This window comes from Enterobacter cloacae complex sp. 394F7 (assembly GCF_057320385.1).
Genome location: NZ_JBXWCS010000006.1, coordinates 19,171 through 34,499, shown reverse-complemented (window position 1 = coordinate 34,499; position 15,329 = coordinate 19,171). Strand labels below are relative to the sequence as shown.

The window sequence follows — 15,329 nt, the reverse complement described above, 5'->3', positions numbered from 1 at the left end:
CATATCTTTATTCTGTGCCCCCATCATCAACCACGCTGCGCTTTAAAACCTAAATACAGCAGATATCAGGTTGAATATCTATGTTTAGAGGATTTATGCGCAAGAAAAGTATTAGAGTATTGAAGCGTTGTATTTTTATCCTTTTGAGCTTCACGCTTTGTGCAATGACAGGCCTGTTTTATTGGGTACAGCGTAGCGGCGAACTCCAGCCCTGGCATACTTTTGTCCCTAATGAATTACGCGAAAACGAGATCGATCGGGCCGACTGGGATGACTATATCAATGCTGAAAACGCCCTCTTCATGGAGGTGCATAACAATGTCGTTATGAAGCAAACCGATCAGGATACAACGAGTTTAAATCGTTATAACCCGTCAAGCCCGGTATTTCCGGACACCCTTCCCACAGACTGGAATCGATCCTACATCATGCGCCCACAGGCGGAACCGAGAGGGGCTGTCGTGTTACTGCACGGACTTACGGACTCCCCTTACAGCCTGCAGCATATTGCCCGGCTCTATCAAAAAGAAGGGTTTGTCGCCATCGGGATCCGTCTACCTGCCCATGGTACCGTACCCGGGGCATTAACGGATGTAAAATGGCAGGACTGGCTGGCAGCAACGCGTCTTGCGGTGCGCGAGGCAACAAAAATGACCCATGCGGATGCGCCGCTGCATATTGTTGGTTTTTCCAATGGTGGGGCGCTGGCCATGAAATATGCCATCGATGCCCTTGATGATGAGAGCCTGAAGAAGCCACAACAAATTGTCCTGATTTCTCCCATGATAGGCATAAGCCGCTTTGCTCGGTTTTCGGGAATGGCCGAATGGACAGCCTTTCTCCCGGCCTTTTCTCGTGCGGTCTGGTTAGGTCTGGTACCAGAATTTAATCCTTTTAAATATAACTCTTTTCCCGTGAATGGTGCGCGGCAGGCTTATCTTCTGACTGAGACATTGAAACGGGACCTTACGCGACGCAAGTCATCGGCTGGCTGGAAAGATCTTCCTCATGTGCTTACGTTTCAGTCCGTTCTTGATTCCACAGTCAGTACCCGGGCAGTGCTGGACGTGCTCCATCACAATCTACCGGATAACGGTAGCGAACTGGTGTTGTTTGATATTAATCGTGCGGTCAATTTTCGTGCACTGTTTCGCCACTCTTCGGATCGCGCGCTATCACACTTACTGGCAACACCACAGCGTACTTACACGACGACTATCGTCAAAAATGCCTCTTCAGAGAGTATGAACATGGTCGCTTCGACACACTTAGCACACTCAACAACAGCAGACGTGCAGCCCCTTAATGTGCGCTATCCGAGAGATGTTTTTTCTCTATCTCATGTCGCCCTCCCGTTTCCTGTCCATGACTCTTTATATGGAAGTGAACCCTATGAACCGAATCACTATGGTCTGAGTCTGGGTGTTTTACGCGTCAGAGGGGAGCGTGCGGTATTGCTGGCAGATATGGACTCCTTAATGCGTATCACCTCGAATCCGTTCTATCCCTATCTGATTGAAAGGATTGCTGGCGTCATAAAATAAAAGAAGAGGCGTTTTTTAACGTCAGCTCATCGTTGGGGATAGATGAAATAAAAGACAACCGGCGCCAGAGTATAACATCCGTTATTCTTCGCCTCTTTCACCACTATCCCCATTGAATCGCTGGCTGCCGGTTAATTTGTCACTCCGGCAGCAGCCCCACAAAACTGCGTTTTTTGCGCGGCTCCGACATCAGCTCTTCGAGTTTATCCACGCAGGCCAGGTAGTGCGGCGTTTTTTTATGCGCCAGCACCGCCTCTTCGTCTTTATAGGCCTCGTAGATAAAGAACCGGGTTTTCACCCGGGGGTCCTGCAATACGTCAAAACGCAGGTTTCCCGGCTCCTGAATTGCGCCCTCGTGGTTGGCGCGAAACACCTCCAGAAACTCGTCCACCCGCTCGGGTTTGATATTGATCTCCACTAACGTCACGTTCATTTCGCTTCTCCCTGTTTCTCTTCCTGCCAGAACTGGAACGCCTCCCGGGCGCTCATGTTCTCGTGAACCACTTTCTTCACCGCCTTCAGCATGGCGAGCGGCGCGCTGGACTGGAAGATGTTGCGCCCCATGTCCACGCCGGAGGCTCCGTGGTCAATCGCGCGCCAGCACATCTCCAGTGCCTCGTGCTCCGGCAGCTTTTTCCCCCCGGCGATGACGATCGGCACCGGGCAGCTGGCGGTCACTTTTTCGAATCCTTCATCCACATAGTAGGTTTTGACAAACTGCGCCCCCATTTCGGCGGCAATACGGCTGGCGAGCGAGAAGTAACGCGCATCGCGCGCCATCTCCTTGCCGACGCCCGTCACCGCCAGCACGGGCATCCCGTAGCGTGCCCCCGCATCCACCAGCTTGATGATGTTATTGATCGACTGATGCTCGAATTCACTGCCAATGTACACCTGCGCCGCCACCGCACAGACGTTCAGGCGCAGCGCGTCTTCCATTGCCACTGCCACGCACTCGTTCGACAGCTCGCCCAGAATTGAGTTACCGCCAGAGGCGCGCAGGACCACCGGTTTATTGGTGGCGGCCGGTACGGTGCTGCGCAAAATACCGCGGGTACACATCAACACATCGGTTTCGCCGAACAGCGGTGCGATAGAGAGATCGATACGCTCAAGACCGGTGGTCGGCCCCTGGAAGTAACCGTGGTCAAAGGCCAGCATCACCGTGCGGTTGCTTTTTGGGTTGAAGATGCGCGAAAGCCGGGACTGCATGCCCCAGTCCAGCGAGCCACAGCCCTTCAGGGTGAACGGTACATTTTGCTGCGGTGTACCGATGCCAAAATCCTTACCGTCTTTGATGTCGTCTAAATCAGCCATTTGCTCCCCCGTCAGAAATCGTATTTGTTGATGTTCTCTTTGGTGAACACCACGCGCTCTGGCAGCAGCACGATGCCGTTGCCTTTTGCTTCATACTGGTAGCCCTGGACGCTGTTCGGCTCGACCTTCAGCGTACCGATATCTTTTACCTCCACGCTGTCGCCGACGTTAAGATCGCCTTTTTTCAATAAACGATCGGCGACATTGACCGCAATTTTGCCCTGTTGCACCACATCCCACAGGCCGAAGGCTTTAACCGTGCCGCGCTCGACGTACGGACGCATGACGTTAGGCGTACTGAATCCGACAATCGCCACCCCTTCCCGCTTCAGGTTTTCCGCCGCCTGCGCCGCGGCAGGCAGAGCGTTGGCATCCGGGGCGATGATCGCATCCAGATCCGGGTACGCTTTTAAGATCCCTTCGGCGGTTTGCAGGGATTTGGTGGCGTCGTTATAGCCAAACTGGGTGGTCACTATCTGCCACTGGGGATGATCTTTTTCGATTTTGGCCTTCGCCTCTTTCACCCACTGGTTCTGGTCGGTGACGGTCGGGCTGGAGTAGAAGAAGGCCACTTTGGCATTCGGCTTTGTCACCTGCTTCCCGGCCATCTCCACCAGCAGGCCACCGAGCTGCTCCGGGGTACCCTGGTTGATGTAGATGCTGCGGCACTCCGGTTTGGTGTCGGAATCCCAGGTCAGCACTTTGACGCCGCGCTGCATGGCGCGCTTCAGCGCCGGGCAAAGGCCATCCGGCGACACGGCGGAGACGATAATGGCGTTATAGCCCTGGTTGACGAAGTTATTGATGAGCTGCACCTGGCCGGAGACGCTCGGCTCGGTTGGGCCATCGTAGGTGACGTCCACGCCGAGGTCTTTCCCCGCCTCTTTCGCGCCATTGCCGCCGCTGGTGAAGAAGCCCACCCCCACCAGCTTCGGGATAAAGGCGATGCGGTCCGCCGCCTGCGCCGAGGCGAAGCTGAGGGCCATTGCCAGGACTATCAGTTTTGTTTTCATCTTACGCTCCGGATAGTTTTCTAAAGAGAGAACGCACCCATTCACGGTGCAGACTCAGCGAACGTCCCATCACCACCACAACCAACAGCGCCCCTGACAGCGCGCTCGACACCTGGTTGGGGATGCCGATCATCTGTAACCCCTGCTGCAGGTACCCCACCAGCAGCGCTGCCAGTGCCGTACCGATAACCGAACCTGACCCGCCATAAATATTCGCCCCGCCGAGTACGGCAGCGGTGAGGGCAGGCATCAGCAGATCGCGCCCCAGATCCGAGCGCGCGGAACCGAAATAGGAGACCATCACCAGGGCGGCAATGGCCGAGGCGACGCCCACCAGGCCATACAGCGCGTAGGACATGCCGTTAACCGACAGCGCCGCATAGCGCGCGGCGCGCGGGTTCTGGCCGATTAAGAACAGATGCCGCCCAAAGCGTCCGCGGTGGGTAATCAGCCAGAAGAAGAGCGTAATGAGCGCAAACAGCACCAGCGGAATGGGCAGACCTGACACGGTCAGGTTAGCGAACGCGGTAAAGCTGTCCGGGAAGCCGCCGATGCCCTCATAGCCCGTCGCGCCCGCCATGCCGGAGAGCAGCAGCGCCCCGCCGCCGTAGAGGTAGAGCGTGCCGAGAGTGATAACTAAAGGGCTGATACCCGTGTAGTGGATCAGCGCCGCATTCACCAGCCCGCACAGCAGGCCCAGCAGCAGCGTCAGAGGAATGGCGACCGCCATCGGCCAGCCCGATTGCATCATCACCCCCAGCGCAATGGCGCACAGGCCAATGGTTGAACCGAGGGAGATATCGATCCCGCCGCTGATAATCACCAGCGTCAGCGGCAGCGCCACAATGCCGATGCAGATAAAATCGCTGGTGCTGAACAGCAGCATGTTGATGTCGAGCATCCGCGGGTTGATGGCGCCAAAGAGCAGGATCTCCAGCACCAGTAAGATCAACAGCGCGCTTTCCCAGTTAAGCTTCATTTACGCCACCTCTTTTTTGCGTTTGGGAAATGGGGTGACGTGCTTTCCCCCTCTGTTACCCGGCTGGAAGCGACCGTATTTCAGCGCCCGCTGATGACGCGCCAGCGCCCGGCGCAGACGCCCGTCGAGCACCAGCACGCCCAGCAGCACCAGCCCGGCGATAAAGTCATTCCACCACGCCGGGAGCTTAAACAGCACCAGTACGGTGTCGATTTGCGTCAGAAAAAAGGCCCCCAGCAGTGCGCCAATCAGCGTGCCCGTCCCGCCCAGCAGCGAAATGCCGCCGAGCACACAGGCGGCGATGGCTTTCATCTCCAGCCCGCTCCCGGTCTGGTTTGGCACAAAGCCAATCTGCGCGGCAAAGACAATCCCGGCGCAGGCCGCCAGCATGCCGTTGAGAGTAAAGGCGATCATCCGCGTGCGGTTAACCGCCACGCCCAGCTGGCGCGCGGCGGCAAGGTTATCGCCCACGGCATAGAAATCGCGTCCAAACGCGGTGCGCGAGAGCGTCCACGCGCCGACGGCGGCCAAAAACAGCACCACCATGCCGAGCGGCGAAATGCCCACGGCTACGGGTTCAGAGAGGGATTTCAGCCCCGGCGGTAACCCTTCAATCCACTTTCCACCGGTCCAGAGCAGCATCGCCCCGCGATACAGCCCCAGCGTGCCGAGGGTGGCGACAATCGCCGGGATGCGCAGCGCCACCACCAGCAACCCGTTGAACGCCCCTGCCAGCGCGCCGACAGACAGCGCGAACAGCATCGATACCGGTAGGCTGTAGCCATTGTTCAGCGCCACGCCGACGGCGATGGCGGAGAGCCCCACGGTGGAGCCCACGGAGACGTCAATATTGCGGGTCAGCATCACCAGCGCGGCGCCAAGCGCCAGCAGGATCAGGATTTGCGCGCTGGCGAAGATCATCCCCAGCGTCTGAAGGCTCAGGTACGCCGGATTAAGCGCCACCAGCACGGCAAACAGCGCCAGAATGGCGAGAAACGCGCTCAGCTCGCGGTTTTTCAGTAACGTCTTCATGATTGTCCTCCGAACGCCAGCGCCATCATCCGATCGAGGCTGACGGCATGGCGCGGCAACTCGCCGCTGAGCACGCCCTGGTGCATGACCAGCACGCGATCGGCAAGGCCAGGAAACTCATCGAGATCGCTTGAGATCATCAGCACTGCCACGTTCTGCGCGGCCACGCTTTTGATGAGTTGGTAGATATCGGCACGTGCCGACACGTCCACGCCGCGCGTCGGTTCATCGACGATCAGCAGTAACGGGTTGGCTTCCAGACAGCGGGCCAGCAGCACTTTCTGTTGATTCCCGCCGGAGAGGGTGCGCACGGTTTGATCCGCATGGTTGAGTTTGATCCCCAGCGCGCGGTGGTAACGCTCCACCACCGCGGACTCCCGCTTGCGCTGCTGCCAGAGAGACGGCTCGTTCAGCGCCACCGTGTTCCAGCGGATCGGTGCATCCAGGAACAGGCCGGACACCTGTCTGTCTTCCGGCAGATAAACCAGGCCTTTTTCCAGCCGGGCGCCCACACTCTCGTGAGTGATCTCCTGATTCTCCAGCCAGACCCGTCCCCCACGTACCGGACGCAGGCCGTAGAGTGTCTCGGCAAATTCGGTGCGCCCGGATCCGACCAGCCCGGCCAGACCGACGATCTCGCCAGCGTAGATCTCAAGCGAGAGATCGATAAACCCCTCCCCGGTAAGATCGTCCACGCGCAATACCGGAAAATCCTGCGGCTGGGTGCGACGGTTTCCCGGCAGCGCCAGCCACAGTTTTTGCGCATCGCTTAAGCCTTTCTCCCGGCTCACCGGCGTCATGGCGGCAATCAGCGCGTTATCGTCGAACTGCGCGGTTTCCCCGCTGAGTACTACGGCACCGTCGCGCATCACCGAGACGTGGCTTGCCAGCTGACGGATCTCCGGCAATTTATGCGAGATAAAGACGATGCCGACGCCCAGATCCTGCAGGGCGCGGATCTGGCGAAACAGACGTTCGGTTTCACCCGGCGTAAGGGAGGCCGTGGGCTCGTCGAGGATCAGGATCGTTGCGTTACGCATCAGACCGCGCAGGATCTCCACCATCTGCTGATCCGCCACTTCCAGCGTGCTGGCGGTGGCGTCGAGATTTAGCTGGCACTGAAGCTGCTGCAGCTTCTCCGTCAGCCGATTCTCTCTTTCCCGTTCACGCGGCAGGCGGAAAAGGATGTTTTCCCGCACCGTCAGATTGGGGAACAGGAGCGGTTCCTGAGGCACCAGATAGATACCTAACTTATGGGCCTGCACGGGCGTGAGCCGCGCATATGAATGACCTGCTACGGAAAGTTCACCGCTGTCCGGCGTCTCCACCCCGGCGATGATCTTCATCAGCGTCGATTTACCCGCGCCGTTCCCGCCCATCAGCGCATGCACCTGACCCGCAAGCAGCGTGAAATCAATGCCTTTCAAAACCGGCACCCCGGAAAACTGCTTGCAGATGGCTCGTGCTTCGATAAGTGGGGTCATCATCGCTCCGCTATTGAACAAATGATTTTTAGATTTAATAATGTTCAAAAGCGTAGACGGTGAACTATATTTACAACCGTGCAGGGATCACAGTTTTATCGATTAAGATCCATCTGAGAAAGAAACTATCTAAATGATCCGTTTTGCCGCGTGGCTCACACTTTCGACCTGCGCCGTCACGAACATATGATCTAAATTTTTATAAGAGTTCAATTATGAGCGATAAACGCACTGCGGAAGAAGGTCGGTTTGCCGGGCTGGCACTGGCGGAAGAGGAGCTGGTTGCCCGCGTGGCCTGGTGTTACTACCACGACGGATTGACGCAAAACGACATTGGCGAACGGCTCGGCCTGCCGCGCCTGAAGATCTCTCGCCTGCTGGAGAAAGGTCGCCAGTCAGGGGTGATCCGCGTGCAGATCAACTCCCGCTATGAGGGCTGTCTGGCACTGGAAACCGAACTGCAGCAGCGCTTTGGGCTAAAGCTGGTGCGCGTGCTGCCAGCACTGAATACCCCGCCAATGAACGTGCGGTTAGGCATTGGTGCCGCGCAGTCGTTAATGGGCGTGCTGGAACCCGGCCAGCTGTTAGCGGTGGGATTTGGTGAAACCACCATGAGCAGCCTGCAACATTTAAGCGGCTTTATCAGCTCGCAGCAGATCCGCCTGGTGACGCTCTCCGGCGGCGTGGGGCCCTATATGACCGGTATCGGCCAGCTGGACGCGGCATGCAGCGTCAGCATGATCCCCGCCCCGCTTCGCGTCTCCTCCGCCGAGGTGGCCGGGATCTTAAAACGTGAAACCAGCGTACGGGACGTGATCCTCGCCGCAACGGCCGCCGACGTGGCGGTGGTCGGGATTGGGTCCGTGAACCAGCGTCGTGATGCAACGATATTGCGCTCAGGCTACATCAGCGAAGGTGAACAACTGATGTATGCCCGTAAAGGGGCCGTCGGCGACATTCTCGGTTATTTCCTCACTGCCGAAGGAGAGTGCGTTGAGGAGCTGGAGATCCACAAAGAACTGCTGGGCGTCACGCTTGATGAACTGGCGCAGTTACCTACCATCGTCGGCGTGGCTGGCGGTGTTGAGAAAGCCGATGCGATTTACGCCGCACTGAAAGGTCGCCGTATCAATGGCCTGGTGACGGAAGAGACAACAGCCCGCGCGGTGCTGGCCCTTACGTAACGGGGTAAGCCCTGCGCTAACAACGAGGCAAACTCATGAGTTACCTTTTAGCGTTAGATGCAGGGACAGGCAGCGTGCGTGCCGTTATTTTCGATCTGCTGGGCAACCAGGTTGCCGTGGGTCAGGCCGAGTGGCAGCACCTGAGCGTGGAAAATGTGCCGGGCTCGATGGAATTCGACCTCAATACCAACTGGCGGCTCACCTGCCAGTGCATCCACCAGGCGCTGGATCGCGCGCACCTGAGCGCGGCGGATATCCAGTCCGTCGCCTGTTGCTCCATGCGCGAAGGGATTGTTCTGTATGACCGCAACGGTGAGGCCATCTGGGCCTGCGCCAACGTCGACGCCCGCGCCAGCCGCGAGGTGGCCGAACTCAAAGAGATCCACGACAACCAGTTTGAATCCGAAGTGTACGACGTTTCCGGCCAGACCCTGGCCCTGAGCGCCATGCCGCGTCTGCTGTGGCTGGCGCACCATCGCCCGGATATCTATCGCAAGGCTGCCACTATTACCATGATCAGCGACTGGCTGGCGGCGAAGCTCTCCGGCGAGCTGGCGGTTGATCCATCAAATGCGGGCACTACGGGGATGCTGGATCTCTTCTCCCGCGACTGGCGGCCAGCACTGCTGGATATGGCCGGGCTGCGCGCCGATATCCTCTCTCCGGTGAAAGAGACCGGCACCGTGCTGGGCGCTATCACTAAAGAGGCCGCGCAGCAGAGCGGCCTGCGTGAAGGCACCCCTGTGGTGATGGGCGGAGGCGACGTGCAGCTGGGCTGTCTGGGGCTGGGCGTGGTCCGCGCCGGGCAAACGGCGGTGCTGGGTGGTACCTTCTGGCAGCAGGTGGTCAATCTGCCGCAGGTGCGCACCGATCCTGAGATGAATATTCGCGTGAACCCACACGTTATCCCCGGTATGGCGCAGGCGGAGTCGATCAGCTTCTTCACCGGCCTGACCATGCGCTGGTTCCGCGACGCCTTCTGTGCGGAAGAGAAGCTGATCGCCGAACGTATGGGGATGGACACCTATTCCCTGCTCGAGGAGATGGCGAGCCGGGTGCCCGCGGGTTCGCATGGCGTGATGCCCATCTTCTCCGACGCGATGCATTTTAAGCAGTGGTACCACGCCGCCCCGTCGTTTATTAACCTCTCCATCGACCCGGAAAAGTGCAACAAAGCGACGCTGTTCCGCGCGCTGGAAGAGAACGCGGCAATTGTCTCGGCCTGCAACCTGGCGCAGATCTCACGTTTCTCCGGCGTTAACTTCGAGAGCCTGGTGTTTGCCGGAGGCGGGTCGAAGGGGGCGCTATGGAGCCAGATTTTAAGTGACGTCACCGGTTTGCCGGTGCGCGTACCGGAAGTGAAAGAGGCGACGGCGCTGGGCTGCGCCATTGCCGCCGGAGCCGGGGCCGGACTGTTTGCGGATATGGCCACCACCGGCGAGCGGCTGGTGAAATGGAGCCGCGAGTTTACCCCGAACCCGCAGCACCGGGCGCTGTACGATGGCATGATGCAGAAGTGGCAGGCGGTGTACGCCGACCAGCTCGGACTGGTGGACAGCGGGCTGACGACCTCGATGTGGCAGGCACCTGGGCTGGTGCGGGCAGCAGCGCCGTAAAAAACGCCGGATGGCGCTGCGCTTATCCGGCCTACGGTTTTGTAGCCCCGGTAAGCGCAGCGCCACCGGGGAAGTTCTTTGAGATCTATCACAATCATTCGATCCCGCTTTTACCTTTCCGCTGCCGCTGGCTAAATTAGTAACTCATCCGACCACATAACAATAATTTTACACTGGAAGAGACTATGAGCCGCTACCCGTCGCTATTCGCCCCCCTCGATCTGGGGTTCACAACGCTCAAAAACCGCGTGTTGATGGGCTCAATGCATACCGGGCTGGAGGAGCATCCGGACGGGGCCGAGCGTCTGGCGGCCTTTTATGCCGAACGCGCACGCCACGGGGTGGCGCTGATCGTCACCGGGGGTGTGGCTCCCGCGCCATCAGGCGTGGGGATGGAAGGCGGAGCGGTGCTTAACGATGCGTCACAACTGCCGCACCATCGCATTGTGACCGATGCCGTTCACAGCGAAGGCGGTAAAATTGCCCTGCAAATCCTGCATACCGGGCGTTATAGCTATCAGCCCAATCTGGTGGCACCGTCGGCCATTCAGGCACCGATTAACCGCTTCAAGCCGCATGCCCTCAGCCACGATGAAGTGCTGGCGCTGATTGACGACTTCGCCCGCTGTGCGGCGCTGGCGCGTGAAGCAGGCTATGACGGCGTCGAGGTAATGGGCTCCGAGGGCTATCTGATTAACGAATTCCTCGCCGCCCGCACTAACCAGCGTGACGACGAATGGGGTGGCGATTATGCGCGACGTATGCGCTTTGCCGTCGAAGTGGTACGCGCCGTGCGCGAACGTGCGGGCGCTGACTTTATTATCATCTTCCGCCTGTCGATGCTGGATCTGGTGGAAGGCGGCGGGACGTTTGACGAGACCGTCCAGCTGGCGCAGGCGATTGAAGCCGCCGGTGCCACCCTCATCAATACCGGGATTGGCTGGCACGAGGCGCGCATCCCGACTATCGCCACGCCGGTACCGCGCGCGGCATTCACGTGGGTTACGCGCAAGCTGAAAGGCAAAGTGTCTGTTCCGCTGGTGACCACTAACCGTATTAACGATCCGCAGGTGGCGGATGATGTCATCTCACGCGGCGATGCCGATATGGTGTCGATGGCGCGTCCGTTCCTGGCAGATGCAGAACTGCTTTCCAAAGCGCAAAGCGGGCGGGCGGATGAGATCAACACCTGCATCGGCTGTAATCAGGCCTGTCTGGATCAGATCTTCGTCGGGAAAGTGACCTCCTGCCTGGTTAACCCCCGCGCCTGCCATGAAACCAAAATGCCGGTGCTCCCGGTAGACAAATCAAAACGCCTGGCGGTTGTTGGGGCGGGCCCCGCGGGGCTGGCGTTTGCGGTAAATGCGGCGTCGCGCGGGCACAGCGTGACGCTGTTCGATGCCGCAGGCGAAATTGGCGGGCAGTTTAATATTGCCAAACAGATCCCCGGCAAAGAGGAGTTCTATGAAACGCTGCGCTACTACCGCCGGATGATCGAGCTAACGGGTGTGGATCTGCGGCTCAACCAGTGGGTAAGTGCGCCAGATCTGCTGGATTACGACGAGGTGATCCTGGCGAGCGGGATCGCCCCGCGCACGCCTGCGATCGAGGGTATCGATCATCCTAAAGTGCTGAGCTATCTCGATGTGCTGCGCGATAAAGCGCCGGTTGGGGAAAACGTGGCCATTATCGGCTGCGGTGGGATTGGCTTTGATACCGCCATGTATTTAAGCCAGCCGGGCGAGGCCACCAGCCAGAACATTGCCGAATTTTGCGTGGAATGGGGCATCGACACCAGCCTGAGCCAGTCCGGCGGCCTGCGTCCGGAAGGGCCACAGCTGCCGAAAAGCCCACGGCAGATCGTCATGCTGCAGCGCAAAGCGAGTAAGCCGGGTGAAGGACTGGGGAAAACAACCGGCTGGATCCACCGCGCCACCCTGCTTTCGCGCGGCGTGAAGATGATCCCGGCGGTGAGCTATCAGAAGATCGACGACGACGGCCTGCACGTCACGATCGGCGGTGAGCCACAGCTGCTGCGCGTGGATCATGTGATTTTATGTGCCGGGCAGGAGCCGAAGCGCGATCTGGCGGATCCGCTGCGTGAGGCGGGTAAAACGGTGCATTTGATCGGCGGATGCGATGTGGCGATGGAGCTGGATGCGCGGCGGGCCATTGCGCAGGGCACCCAGCTTGCACTGGTTATTTAGCGACGACGTCCCAGCTTCACCGCTTTCAGCACCACGAACTTGTTGTTGGTGGCGATGGTGACGCAGTTACCGAAAATCTTCTTCAGCTTGTGGAAGTAGTCCAGGTGACGGTTCGCCACAATATACAGCTCGCCGTTGATTTTCAGGCAGCGGCGCGCATGGTGGAACATCTCCCACGCGACGTTATCCGTCAGGGCGTGCTTCTGGTGGAACGGAGGGTTGCAGAATACGGCGTTGAAGCGGAAAGGCTCTACGCCGGACAGCGCGTTATTAATCATAAACTCACAGCGATCCAGCGCCTCTGGCATGTTGGTTTCCACGTTCAGACGGCTCGACGCCACCGCCATTGGCGATTCGTCGCTGAAGACCACGCTGGCTTGTGGGTTCTTTGCCAGCAGCGTCAGGCCAATCACGCCGTTACCGCAGCCGAGATCCACAATCTCCCCTTCCAGATTTTCCGGCAGATGTTCAATAAAGAAACGTGCGCCGATATCCAGGCCGGTACGTGAGAAGACGTTCGCATGGTTGTGGATGGTCCAGTCGGTGCCTTCCATCTTCCAGCTCAGCGTCTCTGGCGCGTCAGCCAGTTCCGGCGCGCTGAAGGTACAGTTGATCAGGCGCGCTTTTTTCCAGGCCAGCGTCGTGGTGGTCGGGCCCAGCACTTTCTCGAACAGCTCCAGCGTTGAGGTATGAATATCACGCGCCTTCGCGCCCGCGATGATGCGCGTCTCTGGCGTGACGACTTTCCGTAATGCACGCAGTTGCTGCTCCAGCAACGCCATGGTTTTTGGCACTTTGATCAGCACCACGCCCGGCGCCTGCGGGTAGTCTGCGGTGCTGTCGAGGAACTTCACGCTGGATTCATCGAGATCGTTGTGACGCAGGTTTTCACGCGTCGCCAGCTCGCTTAAGTATGAATCGCCAATGCTGTAAGGCGTGTGCGCCGCCAGGGCGCAGCCCAGCGCTCCGAAGGCATCATTCAGGATCAGAACCGGGCCGCGAATTTCAGTGTCATCCAACTGTTGCAGCAGATATTCATCCGCCGCTTCCCACGCCTGAAGCGGGTTAACGTCGTCCGTCTCCGGGAAACGTTTAAGGTTGAGTGAACGGAAACCGTTGTCTAAGTGGCTCATCGGCCCTCCTGAATGGTAAAATTTGGCGTTATCCCTGAAAAGGGTGCGTGAGTATACCCGTTTTCAACTTATTTTGGGGTTTTGATGAACCAGCTGACTTATCTCCAGGGCTACCCGGAGCATTTGCTCTCCCAGGTACGCACGTTAATTGCCGAGCAAAAACTGGGGGCGGTGCTGGAAAAACGTTATCCCGGCACGCACGATGTCGCGACCGATAAGGCCCTCTGGCAGTATACGCAGGATCTCAAAAACCGGTATCTGAAGAGTGCACCACCCATCAATAAAGTGATGTACGACAACAAGATCCACGTGCTGAAAAACGCGCTCGGCCTGCATACGGCCATTTCACGCGTACAGGGCGGTAAGCTAAAAGCAAAAGCCGAGATCCGCGTCGCCACCGTCTTTCGCAACGCACCGGAAGCCTTTCTGCGGATGATCGTGGTGCACGAGCTGGCGCACCTGAAGGAAAAAGAGCATGACAAGGCGTTCTATTCCCTGTGCTGCCACATGGAGCCACAGTACCATCAGCTGGAGTTTGATACCCGTTTGTGGCTTACGCATTTATCGTTAAAGAGTAATGCGCAGTAGCGCACTGGTTTTGCAACAATCACGTGCTACAGTGGCTAAAGGTTCCCCGCTATGGAGTACGTAAACGTTTATGATACGTTTCGCAGTCATTGGTACGAACTGGATCACGCGCCAGTTCGTCGACGCCGCCCACGAAACCGGCAAACTTAAGCTCACCGCCGTCTATTCCCGCAGCCTTGAACAGGCGCAGGCCTTCGCGAACGATTATCTGGTTGAACATCTGTTCACCTCGCTTGATGAGATGGCGCAAAGCGACGCCATTGACGCGGTCTATATCGCCAGCCCGAACGCCCTGCACTTCCCGCAAACCCGGCTCTTCCTCAGCCATAAAAAGCATGTCATTTGCGAGAAGCCGTTGGCCTCGAATATCGAGGAAGTGGAAGCCGCCATTCAGTGCGCCCGCGACAACCAGGTGGTGCTGTTCGAAGCGTTCAAAACCGCCAGCCTGCCGAACTTCCTGCTGCTACAGCAGTCTTTGCCGAAGGTGGGCAAAGTGCGCAAAGCCTTTATTAACTACTGTCAGTACTCGTCGCGCTACCAGCGTTATCTGGACGGCGAGAACCCGAACACCTTTAATCCGGCCTTCTCTAACGGCTCGATTATGGACATCGGTTTCTATTGCCTGGCCTCTGCGGTTGCCCTGTGGGGCGAGCCGCACGGCGTAACGGCCACTGCCAGCCTGCTGGAGAGCGGTGTGGATGCGCACGGTGTCGTGGTGCTGGATTACGGTGATTTCAGCGTCACGCTGCAGCACTCCAAAGTGAGTGACTCCGTCCTGCCAAGTGAAATTCAGGGTGAAAACGGATCGCTGGTTATCGAGAAGATCTCCGAATGCCAGAAGCTGAGCTTTGTGCCGCGCGGCGGTAAAGCGCAGGAGCTGACGCAGCCTCAGCATATTAACACTATGCTCTATGAGGCAGAGGTCTTCGCCCGTCTGGTGGAAGACAACGAAGTGAATCACCCTGGACTTGCGATAAGCCGCACCACGGCGAAGCTGCAAACGGAAATCCGTCGCCAGACCGGCGTGGTTTTCCCGGCTGACGGCGTTAGCACAGAAGCTATCGCGTAAAGCTTTGTAATGAATGACTGAGGACCATTGACGAAACTGATGGTCTGACATATTTTGTTACGAGCAAAGGGGAGTAACTTCCTTGCCGGTGGATCGTCATTACGATGCGTGCAAAACCGCATCCGGTCGCCGGGCAACCTTCGTGGTTGTAAGTGAGACCTTG

13 protein-coding genes are annotated in these 15,329 nt (G+C 58.3%); 6 read left to right on the top strand and 7 right to left on the bottom strand.

What is annotated here, in order from left to right:
* The first annotated feature begins 95 nt into the window (after positions 1 to 95).
* The gene (locus tag AC2FAK_RS10625) at positions 96 to 1,544 is read left to right on the top strand and encodes an alpha/beta hydrolase (protein ID WP_485453293.1); all 1,449 of its coding nucleotides are present in this window, start codon (positions 96 to 98) and stop codon (positions 1,542 to 1,544) included.
* 139 nt (positions 1,545 to 1,683) lie between these two features.
* On the opposite strand, the gene lsrG is transcribed toward AC2FAK_RS10625, so the two are convergent.
* The 6 genes from lsrG to lsrA are packed head-to-tail and all read right to left on the bottom strand — an operon-like array spanning position 1,684 to position 7,369.
* Positions 1,684 to 1,977, bottom strand: coding sequence for a (4S)-4-hydroxy-5-phosphonooxypentane-2,3-dione isomerase (gene lsrG, locus AC2FAK_RS10620; RefSeq protein ID WP_013098845.1), 294 nt, complete (start codon positions 1,975 to 1,977; stop codon positions 1,684 to 1,686).
* On the bottom strand, positions 1,974 to 2,861 hold the full coding sequence (lsrF, locus tag AC2FAK_RS10615) for a 3-hydroxy-5-phosphonooxypentane-2,4-dione thiolase (protein WP_095454860.1): 888 nt from the start codon (positions 2,859 to 2,861) through the stop codon (positions 1,974 to 1,976). Before lsrF ends, lsrG begins: the two co-directional genes overlap by 4 nt.
* A gap of 11 nt (positions 2,862 to 2,872) precedes the next feature.
* The gene (lsrB, locus tag AC2FAK_RS10610) at positions 2,873 to 3,874 is read right to left on the bottom strand and encodes an autoinducer 2 ABC transporter substrate-binding protein LsrB (protein WP_020689399.1); all 1,002 of its coding nucleotides are present in this window, start codon (positions 3,872 to 3,874) and stop codon (positions 2,873 to 2,875) included.
* Between the two features lies 1 nt (position 3,875).
* Positions 3,876 to 4,853 (bottom strand): autoinducer 2 ABC transporter permease LsrD, encoded by a 978-nt coding sequence (gene lsrD, locus AC2FAK_RS10605; protein ID WP_040021999.1) that lies wholly within the window; start codon positions 4,851 to 4,853, stop codon positions 3,876 to 3,878.
* Complete coding sequence (gene lsrC / locus AC2FAK_RS10600; protein ID WP_095454859.1) at positions 4,854 to 5,885, bottom strand: autoinducer 2 ABC transporter permease LsrC; 1,032 nt, start codon at positions 5,883 to 5,885, stop codon at positions 4,854 to 4,856. It lies immediately after the preceding gene.
* The gene (gene lsrA, locus AC2FAK_RS10595) at positions 5,882 to 7,369 is read right to left on the bottom strand and encodes an autoinducer 2 ABC transporter ATP-binding protein LsrA (RefSeq protein ID WP_029883836.1); all 1,488 of its coding nucleotides are present in this window, start codon (positions 7,367 to 7,369) and stop codon (positions 5,882 to 5,884) included. The genes lsrC and lsrA overlap by 4 nt, the downstream gene beginning before the upstream one ends.
* 215 nt (positions 7,370 to 7,584) lie before the next feature.
* Here lsrA and lsrR point away from each other — a divergent pair, with 215 nt between their 5' ends.
* The 3 genes from lsrR to AC2FAK_RS10580 all read left to right on the top strand — a co-directional run bounded on the left by lsrR (position 7,585) and on the right by AC2FAK_RS10580 (position 12,376).
* Positions 7,585 to 8,553, top strand: coding sequence for a transcriptional regulator LsrR (lsrR, locus tag AC2FAK_RS10590; protein WP_013098851.1), 969 nt, complete (start codon positions 7,585 to 7,587; stop codon positions 8,551 to 8,553).
* 35 nt (positions 8,554 to 8,588) lie between these two features.
* Complete coding sequence (lsrK, locus tag AC2FAK_RS10585) at positions 8,589 to 10,169, top strand: autoinducer-2 kinase (RefSeq protein WP_095454858.1); 1,581 nt, start codon at positions 8,589 to 8,591, stop codon at positions 10,167 to 10,169.
* 185 nt (positions 10,170 to 10,354) lie between these two features.
* Positions 10,355 to 12,376 (top strand): NADPH-dependent 2,4-dienoyl-CoA reductase, encoded by a 2,022-nt coding sequence (locus AC2FAK_RS10580; protein WP_013098853.1) that lies wholly within the window; start codon positions 10,355 to 10,357, stop codon positions 12,374 to 12,376.
* Here AC2FAK_RS10580 and rlmG read toward each other — a convergent pair.
* A complete protein-coding gene (gene rlmG, locus AC2FAK_RS10575; protein WP_013098854.1) occupies positions 12,373 to 13,509 on the bottom strand; it encodes a 23S rRNA (guanine(1835)-N(2))-methyltransferase RlmG in 1,137 nt (378 codons plus the stop codon). The genes AC2FAK_RS10580 and rlmG overlap by 4 nt on opposite strands.
* Before the next feature lie 84 nt (positions 13,510 to 13,593).
* On the opposite strand from rlmG, the gene AC2FAK_RS10570 reads away from it, so the two are divergent.
* Together AC2FAK_RS10570 and AC2FAK_RS10565 are read left to right on the top strand one after the other, a co-directional pair.
* Positions 13,594 to 14,097 carry a YgjP-like metallopeptidase domain-containing protein gene (locus AC2FAK_RS10570; protein WP_013098855.1) on the top strand — a complete coding sequence of 168 codons (504 nt, stop codon included), beginning with the start codon at positions 13,594 to 13,596 and terminating at the stop codon, positions 14,095 to 14,097.
* 70 nt (positions 14,098 to 14,167) lie between these two features.
* The gene (locus tag AC2FAK_RS10565) at positions 14,168 to 15,166 is read left to right on the top strand and encodes a Gfo/Idh/MocA family protein (protein WP_013098856.1); all 999 of its coding nucleotides are present in this window, start codon (positions 14,168 to 14,170) and stop codon (positions 15,164 to 15,166) included.
* Positions 15,167 to 15,329: the final 163 nt, after the last annotated feature.